At 44.4% G+C, this 13322-nt stretch carries 14 protein-coding genes; 11 read left to right on the top strand and 3 right to left on the bottom strand.

The features are described 5' to 3' along the window. Nucleotides 1–31: 31 nt before the first annotated feature. The 4 genes from R1T43_RS18370 (at nt 32) to ilvN (ending at nt 3586) form a co-directional block, all read left to right on the top strand. Nucleotides 32–526: a DUF4442 domain-containing protein gene (locus R1T43_RS18370; RefSeq protein ID WP_317350851.1), complete on the top strand. Its 495-nt coding sequence runs from the start codon at nt 32–34 to the stop codon at nt 524–526. 261 nt (nt 527–787) lie between these two features. Beyond that, a complete protein-coding gene (maoP, locus tag R1T43_RS18365) occupies nt 788–1168 on the top strand; it encodes a DUF413 domain-containing protein (protein ID WP_317350849.1) in 381 nt (126 codons plus the stop codon). Between the two features lie 202 nt (nt 1169–1370). After that, nucleotides 1371–3089 (top strand): acetolactate synthase 3 large subunit, encoded by a 1719-nt coding sequence (locus R1T43_RS18360; RefSeq protein ID WP_211068949.1) that lies wholly within the window; start codon nt 1371–1373, stop codon nt 3087–3089. Further along, a complete protein-coding gene (gene ilvN / locus R1T43_RS18355; RefSeq protein WP_013785617.1) occupies nt 3089–3586 on the top strand; it encodes an acetolactate synthase small subunit in 498 nt (165 codons plus the stop codon). The genes R1T43_RS18360 and ilvN overlap by 1 nt, the downstream gene beginning before the upstream one ends. A 54-nt stretch (nt 3587–3640) precedes the next feature. Here ilvN and R1T43_RS18350 read toward each other — a convergent pair whose 3' ends face one another. Continuing rightward, on the bottom strand, nt 3641–4600 hold the full coding sequence (locus R1T43_RS18350) for a hypothetical protein (RefSeq protein WP_317350847.1): 960 nt from the start codon (nt 4598–4600) through the stop codon (nt 3641–3643). Between the two features lie 179 nt (nt 4601–4779). Here R1T43_RS18350 and tatA point away from each other — a divergent pair, with 179 nt between their 5' ends. The 7 genes from tatA to hemB are packed head-to-tail and all read left to right on the top strand — an operon-like array spanning nt 4780 to nt 10336. Beyond that, nucleotides 4780–5019: a Sec-independent protein translocase subunit TatA gene (gene tatA / locus R1T43_RS18345; RefSeq protein WP_211068947.1), complete on the top strand. Its 240-nt coding sequence runs from the start codon at nt 4780–4782 to the stop codon at nt 5017–5019. Continuing rightward, nucleotides 5019–5318: a Sec-independent protein translocase protein TatB gene (gene tatB, locus R1T43_RS18340; protein ID WP_013785614.1), complete on the top strand. Its 300-nt coding sequence runs from the start codon at nt 5019–5021 to the stop codon at nt 5316–5318. Before tatA ends, tatB begins: the two co-directional genes overlap by 1 nt. Beyond that, entirely contained in the window at nt 5319–6074 is a 756-nt protein-coding gene (gene tatC / locus R1T43_RS18335) for a twin-arginine translocase subunit TatC (RefSeq protein WP_057794275.1), read from the top strand. 26 nt (nt 6075–6100) lie between these two features. Then, nucleotides 6101–6634: a hypothetical protein gene (locus R1T43_RS18330; RefSeq protein ID WP_317350844.1), complete on the top strand. Its 534-nt coding sequence runs from the start codon at nt 6101–6103 to the stop codon at nt 6632–6634. Between the two features lies 1 nt (nt 6635). Further along, nucleotides 6636–7415, top strand: a complete 780-nt coding sequence (locus R1T43_RS18325) for a TatD family hydrolase (protein WP_317350843.1) — start codon at nt 6636–6638, stop codon at nt 7413–7415. A 5-nt stretch (nt 7416–7420) separates the two neighbouring features. Beyond that, the gene (locus R1T43_RS18320) at nt 7421–9334 is read left to right on the top strand and encodes a diguanylate cyclase (protein WP_317350840.1); all 1914 of its coding nucleotides are present in this window, start codon (nt 7421–7423) and stop codon (nt 9332–9334) included. 3 nt (nt 9335–9337) lie between these two features. Then, a complete protein-coding gene (gene hemB / locus R1T43_RS18315) occupies nt 9338–10336 on the top strand; it encodes a porphobilinogen synthase (protein ID WP_317350838.1) in 999 nt (332 codons plus the stop codon). Nucleotides 10337–10482: 146 nt separating this feature from the next. Here the strand turns inward: hemB and R1T43_RS18310 are convergent, their stop codons facing one another. Both R1T43_RS18310 and rhlB read right to left on the bottom strand, forming a co-directional pair. Then, a complete protein-coding gene (locus R1T43_RS18310; RefSeq protein WP_317355906.1) occupies nt 10483–11994 on the bottom strand; it encodes a guanosine-5'-triphosphate,3'-diphosphate pyrophosphatase in 1512 nt (503 codons plus the stop codon). A gap of 13 nt (nt 11995–12007) precedes the next feature. Further along, complete coding sequence (rhlB, locus tag R1T43_RS18305; protein ID WP_317350836.1) at nt 12008–13315, bottom strand: ATP-dependent RNA helicase RhlB; 1308 nt, start codon at nt 13313–13315, stop codon at nt 12008–12010. Nucleotides 13316–13322 lie beyond the last annotated feature (7 nt).

Here is a 13322-nt window from a genome sequence, read left to right as displayed (position 1 = left end):
CAAACCAGAAAGTGTAAGTGAAGAGAAAACTATGTCCGTACCAAACCCACTTCGCAGCTTTGCGAAAAAAGCCAATACCTATCCAACATGGCTACGCCAGCGTATGCTGACGTGGATGTTCCGCTATAAAGTGAAATTAACGGGCACGGTCAGCATAGATATTCTGGAAACCGATTTGAAGTCAGTGACTTTCCGCCAGAAAAATTATAAGAAGGCGCAAAACCATATTGGCAGCGTGCATGCTGCGGCAATGGCGTTGTTGGCAGAATCGTCAACGGGCTTTGTTGTTGGGGTTAACCTACCTGGTGACAAATTACCGCTTATCAAAGAAATGAATTTTAAATATGTGAAGCGCGCGCAAGGCGACATGCATGCTGTTGCCCACCTTACAGATGAACAAATAGTATTAATGCAAACACAAGAAAAAGGTGAAGTGACGGTAGCCGTTAAAGTAACGGATGCCCAGGGCATTGAACCGGTTCTGTGTGAAATGGTTTGGGCTTGGGTACCGAAAACTAGAAAGTAGTATTTGCTCTACATACCTTAATCAGAATGCGCGTTAGTACTAAGTGTGCGTTGCTTATGTAACGCGCATCGCTATCGGTGCATTTTACAGTTTTATTAAGTATTTCTTTTATCACGTTTTCCTGTTTGACAGCATTGTTGATCCCAACTATCTAATTATCAGTGTAATGAGCCAAGCGGCACAGTCGCGCGGTTAATGGTTCCTCATCGGCGCACGATGCGGAGTATTATAATAGCTAGAAAGGCTGAGATAGGGGGTCATATGACAACGTTATCCAGAGAGAAACTGATCAACCGTCCGTTTGCTGATAAAAAGCATTACCCTTATGGTTTTGCACGCTCCGGTGATTTTTCAATTTCTGAAAGCAAGTTATTGCAAGCCCATGGTAGTTTGTTTGCAGCCTTAGTCGATGGCAAGATTGAACCTAGTTCAGACATTGAAATAAATTATCTCAATGCTGCACTGGGGCAATGTGAGCCGCAAACACCTCAAGCTAAAGCGTGGGTCAAATATCAAACCCGAATCAACCGGCCAAAAGCGGCCAGTATTTATGGTTCTAAGCGTGCTGTAACAGAAGATGCAGACGATAATATGGGAATAGATGATAACAACGGCCTTGAAATAGACATTGATGACGATTAGTTGTTAATTTCTTGTGAAATTCATCCTAATAATCGCCATTAATTTCACCATAACGAAAGATTTATCCTATTTATCTTGAATATTGGGATATATGTCTCACTTTTGTACGGTTTGCTGTTTTATCTTCCTACGTCCTTCGTTATAGTCCGCTCATCGTCAACATTCGCTGACAATACACCAAACCGATACAGGAGATAGTACTGTGAAAATGATGTCGGGCGCTGCCATGGTGGTAGAAGCGCTAAAAGATGTAGGAGTAACACATGTGTTCGGCTACCCCGGTGGTGCCGTACTAGACATTTATGACGCTTTATATGCGCAAGAAGATGTCGAACATGTCCTCGTACGTCATGAACAGGCAGCCGCTCATATGGCGGATGGTTATGCACGTTCAACTGGCAAAACCGGCACAGTCCTCGTCACCTCAGGCCCTGGTGCAACCAATACCATTACTGGTATTGCTACGGCTTATATGGATTCAATTCCAATGGTAGTATTGTCTGGCCAAGTTCCTTCAAAGCATATCGGTGAAGACGCTTTCCAAGAAACCGACATGGTAGGGTGTTCTCGCCCAATCGTAAAACACAGCTTCTTAGTGAAGCGTGCGGTAGATATTCCAGAAGCGATTGCGAAAGCGTACTACATTGCAAATACTGGTCGCCCTGGCCCAGTGGTAGTCGATTTACCTAAAGACATTGTTAATGTTGCTGAAGATCACCCTTATGTGTTTCCCACAGATGTAACCATGCGCTCGTATAACCCAACCGAGCGAGGGCATACTAAGCAAATCAAAAAAGCAGTCGCTTCATTGATGAAAGCCGAACGTCCAGTACTTTACGTTGGTGGCGGTGCAGTTACGTCTGAAGCGTCATCACGTGTTATCGAACTAGCTGAGAAGTTAAATGCGCCTGTGACGTGTACGCTTATGGGCTTAGGCGCCATGCCAGGTACACATGAACAGTTCGTAGGTATGCTCGGTATGCATGGCACACTTGAAGCAAACAAAACCATGCATAATGCCGATTGCATTATTGCCTTAGGGGCACGTTTTGATGACCGCGTTACCAATAACGTAGATAAATTCTGCCCGCATGCCGATATTATTCACGTAGATATCGACCCTGCGTCTATCTCTAAAACCATCAATGCACATATTCCGGTGGTTGGCTCAGTCGATAAAGTACTCGACCAAATTTTAGAACAGCTTGTTAATAAAGACCTATCTGGTCAAAAAGAAAAGCTAGCCGATTGGTGGCAACAAATTACTCAATGGCGCTCTCGTGAATGTTTGAACTACGAGCAAGGCGATACGGTAATCAAGCCACAGCAAGTTATCCAGTCTATTTATAAGCACACCAATGGTGAAGCTTATGTTAGCTCCGACGTAGGCCAGCATCAAATGTTTGCGGCCTTGTATTACCCGTTTGATAAGCCTCGCCAGTGGATCAACTCAGGAGGCTTAGGCACCATGGGCTTTGGTTTACCAGCAGCTATGGGCGTGCAGTTTGCACATCCTGAGTCTACTTCTGTCGTGGTAACGGGCGACGGTAGTATTCAAATGAATATTCAAGAGTTGTCTACCTGTTTGCAGTACAACCTGCCGATTAAAATCATTACTTTGAACAACCGAGCGCTAGGTATGGTTCGTCAGTGGCAAGATATGATTTACAAAGGTCGTCACTCGCATTCATACATGGACTCTATGCCAGACTTCGTGAAACTTGCTGAGTCTTATGGCCATGTAGGTATCAAAGTAGATAAATTAGACGAATTAGATGCAGCTATGGAGAAATGTTTCAGTCTTACAGATCGCCTCGTGTTTATGGACATTGCGGTAGACCAAAACGAGCACGTGTATCCAATGCAAATTAAGTTTGGCGCTATGGATGATATGCGCTTAAGTAAGACGGAGCGAACCTGATGAAACGTATTATTTCAGTATTAATGGAAAACGCCCCTGGCGCGTTATCACGTATTGTGGGTGTTTTCTCACAGCGCGGCTACAACGTAGACTCGTTATGTGTAGCACCTACTGACGATGGCAGCTTGTCGCGTCTTACCATCATTACTCATGGTGATGATAAAGTGATTGAGCAGATTACTAAGCAAGTGAATAAGCTTATTGATGTGCTTAAAGTGGTAGACCTTACTGAAGGCACGCATATTGAGCGCGAGTTGATGCTAATTAAAGTGGCTACTCGCACTGAATCAGTACGTGCTGAAGTAAAGCGCAATAGTGATATTTTCCGTGGACGCATTTTAGATGTTCATGCGAATAATTACACCATTGAAATTACGGGTACTACAGACAAACTAGATGCTTTTGCGGCCACCATGGCTCAATGTGCTGAAGTGATTGAATCATCGCGCACTGGCGTGTGTGGTTTAGCACGAGGCGAGCGCGCATTACGCCCGTAACAGGCAATCACTAAGTAAGATTATTGATAATGTACTAAAGGCGAGTAACGAGAGTTACTCGCCTTTTCCGTAGTAGGCCTCTAAACGCAGCGCCATACCGTAAGACGGCGAGAAATCTTCACTTCGAAGCCAGAGTACGAATGGTTCTACCTCGAAATAAAGCCATTCTCTAATTGGGTTACTACGCCAACGTAGCCCTGTGTATACCTCTTCTACTTGATAGGTAGGTTTGTTCAACCCTTCCACCATAAGGCTGTAAACTAAGGCATTGTTGTTGTTGATAGGGTACAAGTGTTGTAACTCGTGTCGCCACAACCAGTCGTTACTATTGTCACGAAAATAAAAACGGTTATTTAGCCGAGTGACAATATTGCTGCGACTGACATGCTGGATAGAGGTGCCCAGCTCTGCGCCAAATTGATCCCGTGTGTATTGATATATTTCAGTATCGTAAAGCATGGCCCAATGGGAATTAAACGCATAGGCATCGCGGTAGCGAGCCTTTACATACAGTTGGTCACGCCTGCCTGCACCTATACGAAATGAATAGTGAGAGTTTATGTCGGGGCGAAATCGCAGTGAAATGGTCGTATTGTCTTGCCTTCCTAATGAAGGAGAACGAGCCGCTTTTATGGTGTCACTTTGGGTTTCGTCTTCATTATCACTTAAAAGTAAATCTACACGGTTTTCGAGGTGGGGGAGTGAAACACGAATACGAAACCTAAGATCGGTTTCTGCGATATCTCGGGTTCTAGGTTCCCAGCTAAGCTGAATTCGGCCTTCTGCTTTGGCCTTCTCTTTAACTTGCGAACCATCTGAGAATAAGCCATCAAACTTACTAACAGTAAAATCCATAGAGTCGGTGAAGCTGCGTTGCCACACATCAAACCATTGCATAGGTTGATGAGATTCAACATTGTTTTGCGCATTATTCACCACCTCGCGGGTAAGAATAGGCTGGTTATCACTTTGGTTAGTAAGTAATAAACACAACGACACAGCTAAACACAACATAACAACCCAAACTCCCTCTATCGATTACTCGGTGAAATGATATCCGTATCAATTAATTACCATCAGGATGCGTGTTGTGATAATAAACGTCAACGATTATTCATCCACGCAAATATTCACGTGAAAGCTAGCGCTTTGGGTGGCATACTGTCCTAACTGTTGTATCGGAGATTATTTTTATGGGCGGTATTGGAATCTGGCAGTTACTTATTATCTTAGTAATTGTAGTTTTACTTTTTGGCACTAAACGTTTGAAAGGGATTGGCACCGATTTAGGTGGCGCAATCAAAGGCTTTAAAAAAGCAGTAACTGATAGCGAACAAGATGCCGATTTCGAGCAGAAGAAGCAGGTAGAAGACAATGATACCGCTGATACTGTTTCAACTAAAACGCAGAGCGACGTTAAAGAAAAATCCTGATGTTTGACATTGGCTTTTGGGAGCTATTGGTAATTGGTGTGATGGCCTTGTTGATACTCGGTCCAGAACGTTTGCCAGGTGCCATGCGGTCCACCATTAACACTATTCGAAGTGTGCGAAATACAGCAACGGGCTTTAAGCAAGAAGTTGAGCATCAGTTGCGCGTGCACGAATTACACGAAAACCTGAAGAAAGCTGAGCAGCAAGGCTTGAAAGATCTCTCGCCAGAGCTTGAACAAAGTGTTGATGAGCTTAAAAAAGCGGCTGAGTCGGTTCAGGAACCATATAAAAAACAGTAAATGTCTGACGCAAACAATTTAATATCTCATTTAATTGAGCTTCGTAGCCGCATTCTAAAAGCACTGTTAAGTGTGCTGGTGGTCTTTTTGTGTTTGGCGTACTTTTCGCAAGATCTCTATCAATGGCTCGCGTTGCCGTTGCTTGATTCTATGCCAGAAAACGCTAGCATGATTGCCACCGATGTTGCCTCACCTTTTTTCGCACCGTTTAAACTTACGCTGGTGTTGTCATTCTTTATCGCTATTCCTTACGTACTTTATCAAGTATGGGGCTTTGTAGCGCCTGGGCTATATCGCAACGAGAAAAAGCTCGTTGCACCGCTTTTACTCTCAAGTACTTTGTTGTTCTATGCGGGTATGGCCTTTGCGTATTTTGTGGTATTTCCTATCGCGTTTGCGTTCTTTAATAGTGTGGCACCAGAAGGTGTTACGGTCAGTACTGACATCTCTAGTTATCTTAATTTTGTATTGAAACTCTTCTTTGCTTTTGGGGTCTCATTTGAAATTCCCATTGCCATTATCTTACTGTGCTGGACTGGGGTAACCGACGCAAAATCACTTCGAGCAAAACGCCCCTATGTAGTCGTTGGTGCGTTCGTGGTGGGCATGTTACTTACGCCGCCGGATATTATTTCTCAAACACTGTTAGCCATTCCTATGTGGATATTGTTTGAAATAGGCGTCGTTGTAGGTAGTTTGTATGCGGGTAAAGGCCGCCGAGATAGCGACGAAGAAACTGGCACTGAAATCGAATAACAATTAAGCAAAACAAAGGATTTACCATGAACAAACGTGCATTATTACTGTTAGTAAGTATGCTCTCTTCTAGTGCCTTTTTAGCACAGGCAGAAACCGTAGGCGAAGCGCTCGCCAAATGTAGCGAAACCAAAAATAGCCTTCAACGTTTAGTGTGTTACGACCGCGTAGAAAAGCAAGTAAATCGCCTCTCAGGTGCGCAGGCAGGAATACCCATTGCAATGCCTAACAGTACGCCTGCCGTGGCTTCTGAACGCCGCCGTGAAGCACCGGTAAGCCAAACCCCTGCGCCTAAAGACGAACAGTTTGGTTTAGAGCACAAAGTCAAAACTGAAACCTTAGCTAACACATTTGCAGGCACGATAACTAAGCTGACGAAAACGGCACGGGGCAAGTTCATTATCACCTTCGATAACGGCACGGTTTGGCAGCAAACAATTGATACCACGTTGAAAGTAAAAAAAGGTGAAACCGTACTTATTGAGCGTGGAGTGTTAGGTGCTTTCTATTTGAAAAAAGAAGGGCTGAACACACGTATGAAAGTAAAACGTGTAAAATAATATGCCTTGGTTTGACGCTGGCGTTAATCTATTAGATCGCAGATTTGATCCTCAAGAGATTATTTCAAATGCAGTGGACGCCGGTGTTTCCAGGCTGTGTATTATTACCACTCACCCTAATGAGTGGGATGCGGCAGCTGCACTTCATCAGCAGTTTCCGCAAATTTGTAGCTATACCTTAGGCATACACCCCCATAACGCGAAAGATGTGGTTGAAAGTGACTACGCTCGTTTAAGAAGCATGGCTAATGACGCTGGCGTCGTAGCTGTAGGGGAGTGTGGGCTCGATTTTAATCGCAACTTTTCTCCTCCAGATGTTCAAATCAAAGTGTTCGAAGCCCAACTCGCGTTGGCGGTAGAATTGAACTTGCCAGTGTATCTTCATGAGCGAGATGCGTTTGAACAACAAGTGTCTTGCCTGCAAAAGGTGCTGCCTTCGCTTAACGGCGGTATTGCGCACTGTTTTACGGGTGATGCAACGCAGCTAAACACCTATTTAGATATGGGGCTGTATATTGGTATTACCGGCTGGGCATGTGATGAAAAGCGCGGAGAAGCCCTTCGTAACGCCATACCCACCATTCCATTAGACCGTATCATTTTAGAAACGGATGCCCCTTACTTATTCCCCAAAACCTTACGCCCAAGAAAACGTAACAATGAGCCTGCGCTATTGCCTCATATTGGTGAACAAATTAGCGAGCTAATGCAGGTTGCCCCTGATAAATTACGAGATAGCAGTTATGCTAATACTTGTCGTTTATTTTGTATCAGTGATTAATGGTAATGCTCATAAATCGTCAAGAGGTTCGCAATTACGATCTTTATCTCTTCGTTATCACCGTTGTTGCGGTATCGATTTTTGCGTTTGTTGCACTAAGTGTCGTACCAGAGCGGACCACAAATAGCCGGGTTTCCCAGTTAGCCTTTATTAACGATCCCGAGGGGCGGTTAACTTTTGAAACCGTTCTTGACAAAACCGCTAATAACGCCGCTGATAAAGCCCAAAAAACTTGGACGCCAGCGGTGTCGCCGGTAAATTTAGGGATGAGCAGTGACGTACATTGGTTCTCTTTTGTTGTTACGCCTGATAAGTCTCGCGCGGTACGTTACCTTTTCGAGATTGACTATGCCTTGCTCGATAATGTTGATGTTGCAGTTTACCCGCCGCTAGCAAGTTCGCCCGTTGTGCGTTACCAAGCGGGAGATAACCTCGCATTCAATGTACGCCCCATCGCGAATAACACCCCGCTATTTTCTTTGCCCTTAAGTGCTAAACCGCAAACCGTAGTGGTTCGCGTTGAATCTAGCGGCACTATTCGCATGCCTATCGCGGTGTGGGAAGAAAAAGAATTTATAGAATATGCAGCAAGCCAGAACCTAGCATTAGGGCTGTTTTTCGGTTTCTTATGTGCGATGGTCATAAGCAATATCTTCTTATTTTTTACTACTAAGAACCGCTCGTTTTTATTCTACACCGGCTATGCACTGAGCTTGGGCTTAACTCTCGCCTCATTGCAGGGATTGGGCTACGCCTATTTATGGCCCGAGCAGGCGTGGCTTCAGGGTAAGGCGGTACTCATTTTTGGTAATGCGACGATTTTATTTGCTGTACTGTTTTCGCGGCATTTACTGCCTATTGCCGAATTTAGCCCTGTGGTCGATAAAATCTCAAAGGTAGCTGCGTGGGCATTTGGAGCCTGTATTTTCACAAGTACAATATTGCCTTACCCCTTTGCCATAAAGCTCTACTTAGTCATGTTGTCGATAATCGTGTTTGTGGCCATGTTCACAGGTGGTTGGTTATCATTTAAAGGCGTGCCTATAGCCCGATACTTCTCTGTAGCGTGGTTATTTTTATTGTTAAGTGGCTTCATTGTTAGCTTAGATAGCGTGAATATAATCAATCTAGGCATTTCTACGAGCTATTTGCTTATTATCGCTGGTACCGTCGAAACGGTGATTTTAGCCCTTATTTTGGCAATTAATTATAGTCACAGTTACGATGAACTCATTTCCACGCAAGCATTTGCCCTTGAACAAGAAAAACAGGCGAGTAAGGCAAAAGAAGATCTTCTAGAAGTGCAACAGCGTTACCAAGATGATTTAGAATACAAAGTTGAAGAACGAACGTTAGAGCTTGAAATTACTTTGCGTGAACTGTCAGAAGTTAACCAAGAACTAGAACGCCTAACGGCAATCGATCCACTTACCGGAATTAATAATCGTCGTCACTTTGATAAAAAGTTAAAATCAGAAGGCCGACGAAGCCGACGCGAGCACACGCCTTTGTCTATTGCGGTAATCGATGTGGACCACTTTAAACGTATTAATGATAAATACGGTCATGCTGGCGGAGATGCCTGTTTAATTCATATAACGGGCATTATGCAAAGTATGTTGCTTCGTTTATCCGATGATTTATGTCGAATAGGCGGGGAAGAATTTGCACTTATTCTGCCGAATACCGACAGCGAAGGTGCCTTGCATGTTGTTGAGGCAATACGCGAACGTATCGAAAATTCTCCTCTCATGTTTGAGGGAGAGGCAATACACCTAACCATTAGTGCAGGGTTAACCACCAGCATTATCACGGACGAAGAACATGCTGAGGCGCTACTTCGGTTAGCGGATGAGCAGCTATATGCTGCGAAAGAATCAGGACGAAATAAAGTACTTTTCAAACCGTTTTCAGGATAACTTATGAATGCTTCCTTCCCGGCTCGCCGTATGCGACGCCTACGTGCAAAAGACGCACTGCGAGATTTAGTTGCCGAGCAACGTCTTACAACCAACGACCTTATTTACCCTGTATTCGTGCTTCCTGGCACCGGCCAGCGCGAAGAAGTGCCTTCAATGCCAGGAGTAGAGCGTTTATCTATCGATTTACTATTAGAAGAAACGGCAAAGTGGATAGCCCTTGGTATTCGTACGCTAGCCCTTTTTCCCGTTACACCCATGTCACTTAAAACCGAGTGTGCTAAAGAAGCGTTTAACCCGGATGGCTTAGCACAAACGGCTATGCGTGCATTAAAAGCTCAGTTTCCAGATGTGATGTTAATGTCAGATATTGCATTAGATCCTTTTACGTCTCACGGACAAGATGGCTTGGTGGATGAGGCCGGATACGTGATGAATGATGTGACCATCGATGTGTTGGTCAAGCAAGCATTGTCACATGCCGAAGCAGGCGCAGATATTGTTGCACCTTCTGACATGATGGATGGGCGCATTGGCGTTATTCGTGATGCACTTGAGCGGGAGGGATTTATTAATACCTGCATTATGGCGTATTCAGCCAAGTATGCCTCTGCCTATTACGGGCCATTTCGCGACGCTGTCGGCTCTTCAGCGAATATAAAAGGCGGTAACAAGAAAACCTATCAAATGGACCCTGCAAACAGCGATGAAGCCATACACGAAATAGCCTTAGACGTGCAAGAAGGCGCTGATATGGTAATGGTGAAGCCTGGTATGCCCTATTTAGATATTGTTCGTCGTTGTAAAGACGAGCTAAAGGTACCTACCTTTGCTTATCAAGTCAGTGGCGAATATGCCATGCATCAAGCAGCATTTGCGAATGGTTGGTTAAATGAAGAGGCGGTAATTCTAGAGTCTTTACTGGCTTTCAAGCGTGCTGGTGCAGACGGTATTCTTACTTATTTTGCTCCCAAAGCAGCCGCGCTTTTAGCTGGCGACTAGCGCAGCGACCATAAAAGCAAAGAGAGAAGCGGATAGAAAATCAAAGAGTAAGCGCATAGGACAACAGGCCAGTTGGTAAAAACAAAAATGGGATGCTACCTAAGGTCGCATCCCATTTTTTTATTTTTTATTTTAAGCTGCACTGATTATTTACAGATAAGTTCCCAGCCCGCTTTGTGCTGTAGCCAGCTTTCGTTGGCTAATTCCGCGTTAATCAACGGGTGAGCTTTCAGCCAGCCATCAGGGAAGGAGACTTCCCATTTATCACCGTCGCAGACTAAATCTACATGGGGAATATGCTTGTTTTGTCTTCGCAAACACAGCACCACAGAAATACGCAATAGCCTCAGTAAACCTAACAGCATAGGCTGAGAGTCTTCATGGTAATTGCTAAACGCTTCAGTTGGAATGGTTAACCGATGATGGGCTACAAGGTCGCGAATAGCCGCCCGCTGTAAGCGTGTGAAGCCAGGCAAATCAATAAAAGATAGAATATAAGCGCCATGCTCATGATGCTTTTTATACTCTATATGCAAGCCGGTCTCATGGAGTAGTGCAGCTGCACCTAAAATAGCTTCGGTATCTAAATGACAGATATTTTGTTGTGAACATAACTGCGAGCACAGCTGGATTGCTACGCTTTTCACTGAATTCGCTTGGGCTTTATCGATATGGTAACGCGCCATCGTTTGGTTAAGCGTTTGGTCGCGACGGTCATTTTCCTGCATGTTATCTAACATGCCGTAAATAAGTCCTTCGCGAAGCGCGCCGCCAGAAATATTCATATTTTGAATGGCTAACGCTTCGAACAAGCTAATTAAAATGGCTAAGCCGGAAGGAAAAATAGCCTTGCGATTTTCTTCTAAACCTTCAATGTTAAGCTGGCTAATTTCACCGCATTCAACACATTGTTTTTCTAGGTGATGAAGGTAATCAAGGCGTATTGAGTCGCTAATGCCCTGTGCCACCAATATTTCAGTAATGGCCTGCGGCGTGCCAGAGGCACCTAAGCAATTTTCCCAATCAAAACAAAGAAAGGCGTCTGCAACTGGGGAAAGTAACGCTTTCGCCGCGTGTTTAGCATTTTCGAAGTTTTCAGCGGTAATCTTACCGCCCTCGAAATAGCGTTCCATAAAGGTGACGCATCCCATATCCAAGCTTTTTAAGTGGATGGGTTGCATGTCGTTACCAATAACAATTTCAGTACTGGCACCGCCGATATCTATAACTAAGCTATTACCTTGATTCGCCGAGGTATAGGCTACGCCAAGATAAATCTGACGTGCTTCTTCCTCACCGCTTATCACGTTGAGCTTGTGCTTAAGAATTTCTTCGGCTTTCCCAATAAACACTTGGGCATTAGTAGCAAGACGTAAGGTAGCGGTAGCCACTACCTTAATATTTGAGTGGGGAATATCTTGTAACCGTTCGGAAAAGGTTTGCAGGCATTGCCAACCACGTTCCATGCTCATTTCATCTAGTGCAAAGTCGTCATCCAACCCTGCCGCTAAACGTACTTTCTGTTTCACTTTGCCAATGATCTGAACACTACCATTAACAACGTGAACAATGACCATGTGAAAGCTATTAGAGCCTAAGTCTACAGCGGCGTAATACTCGCCATAGCTTTCAGAGTCGTGCTGAAGTTCTGCCTGCATATTGTCTCGAATGTTAGTTACTGTTTCCGCGATTAGACGGTTTACCTCTACTTCCACCGCTGTTACCACGACCTTTACCATTACCACGTCGAGACGAGTTTCTCGTGTTTGGCGTGCGTCTGCGTCTAGCTTTAGGCGCATTCACGTCATCAAGTAAGGCACTAGCATCGTAGTCAGTCACAGGGATTGCGTGTTGAATATACTGCTCAATAGCAGGTAAATTCAATGCATATTTTTCACATGCAAAACTAATCGCAATACCGCTTTGACCAGCACGACCGGTTCGACCAATACGGTGAACATAGTCTTCTGCATCATCAGGTAAATCGTAGTTAAACACATGGGTGACAGAATCAATATGTAAGCCACGTGCGGCAACATCCGTAGCCACTAAAATATCTAGCTTACCTTTGGTAAAGTCTTCCAATATACCCAAGCGTTTTTTCTGTGGTACATCACCGCTTAACAAGCCCACACGATGACCATCGGCAGTAAGCCAGTCGGTCACGCGCTCACAGCTGTATTTGGTATTAGCAAACACAATGGCTTTATCTGGCCATTCTTCTTCAAATAATGAAAGAAGCAGTAGCATCTTGTCATCATCAGAAGGATAGAACAGCTCTTGCGATACCCGAGTCGCTGTTGTTTGCTCTGGCGCAACTTGAACGTGAGTCGGGTTGTTCATGTGTTCGTAAGCGAGTTCTTGAACGCGATAACTAAGTGTAGCTGAAAACAGCATACTTAGACGTTCTGTAGCAGGCGGCAAGCGACGGAACAAAAAGCGGATATCTTTAATAAAGCCTAAATCGAACATACGGTCGGCTTCATCAAGTACGGCAACTTGAATATTATTCAAGGTAAACACGTTCTGTTTGTAATAATCCAGAATGCGTCCTGTCGTACCAATAATGATATCTACCCCTTCTTCTAGGGTTTCCCGTTGACTTTGGTAACCTTCGCCCCCATAAATCAATCCAAGCGATAAACCGGTATGCTCACTGAGCAGTTTGGCATCGTTGAAAATCTGAACGGCTAACTCCCTCGTTGGTGCCATTATTATGGCTCGAGGGCCTTTTGATTTGCTGTTCTCGTCATTATCTGCTTTGCTTAGCAAATAATGAAAAGTAGCAACCAAGAAGGCAATAGTTTTACCTGTACCCGTTTGAGCTTGTCCGGCAATATCTAAGCCTTCAAGTAACGGAGGCAGAGATAACGCCTGTATTGGTGTACAATTATTGAAATTTGCCGCCGTTAAGGCGTCAACAACCTTGCTATTAATCGGCAGGTCGGAAAAATGAGTATCAGTTAAGTGAGTAGGCATAGCTTAT

Origin of the sequence: Alteromonas sp. CI.11.F.A3 (genome assembly GCF_032925565.1) — a bacterium.
In the GTDB taxonomy this organism is placed as follows: domain Bacteria; phylum Pseudomonadota; class Gammaproteobacteria; order Enterobacterales; family Alteromonadaceae; genus Alteromonas.
The sequence above is the reverse complement of the archived record's forward strand: the minus strand, read 5'-3'. Positions and strand labels throughout refer to the sequence as shown.

Coding starts and splice junctions, on each gene's coding strand:
- R1T43_RS18370 (WP_317350851.1), top strand. CDS start 32: ATGTCCGTACCAAACCCACTTCGCAGCTTTGCGAAAAAAGCCAATACC.
- maoP (WP_317350849.1), top strand. CDS start 788: ATGACAACGTTATCCAGAGAGAAACTGATCAACCGTCCGTTTGCTGAT.
- ilvN (WP_013785617.1), top strand. CDS start 3,089: ATGAAACGTATTATTTCAGTATTAATGGAAAACGCCCCTGGCGCGTTA.
- R1T43_RS18350 (WP_317350847.1), bottom strand. CDS start 4,600: ATGTTGTGTTTAGCTGTGTCGTTGTGTTTATTACTTACTAACCAAAGT.
- tatA (WP_211068947.1), top strand. CDS start 4,780: ATGGGCGGTATTGGAATCTGGCAGTTACTTATTATCTTAGTAATTGTA.
- tatB (WP_013785614.1), top strand. CDS start 5,019: ATGTTTGACATTGGCTTTTGGGAGCTATTGGTAATTGGTGTGATGGCC.
- tatC (WP_057794275.1), top strand. CDS start 5,319: ATGTCTGACGCAAACAATTTAATATCTCATTTAATTGAGCTTCGTAGC.
- R1T43_RS18330 (WP_317350844.1), top strand. CDS start 6,101: ATGAACAAACGTGCATTATTACTGTTAGTAAGTATGCTCTCTTCTAGT.
- R1T43_RS18325 (WP_317350843.1), top strand. CDS start 6,636: ATGCCTTGGTTTGACGCTGGCGTTAATCTATTAGATCGCAGATTTGAT.
- R1T43_RS18320 (WP_317350840.1), top strand. CDS start 7,421: ATGCTCATAAATCGTCAAGAGGTTCGCAATTACGATCTTTATCTCTTC.
- hemB (WP_317350838.1), top strand. CDS start 9,338: ATGAATGCTTCCTTCCCGGCTCGCCGTATGCGACGCCTACGTGCAAAA.
- R1T43_RS18310 (WP_317355906.1), bottom strand. CDS start 11,994: ATGCAGGCAGAACTTCAGCACGACTCTGAAAGCTATGGCGAGTATTAC.
- rhlB (WP_317350836.1), bottom strand. CDS start 13,315: ATGCCTACTCACTTAACTGATACTCATTTTTCCGACCTGCCGATTAAT.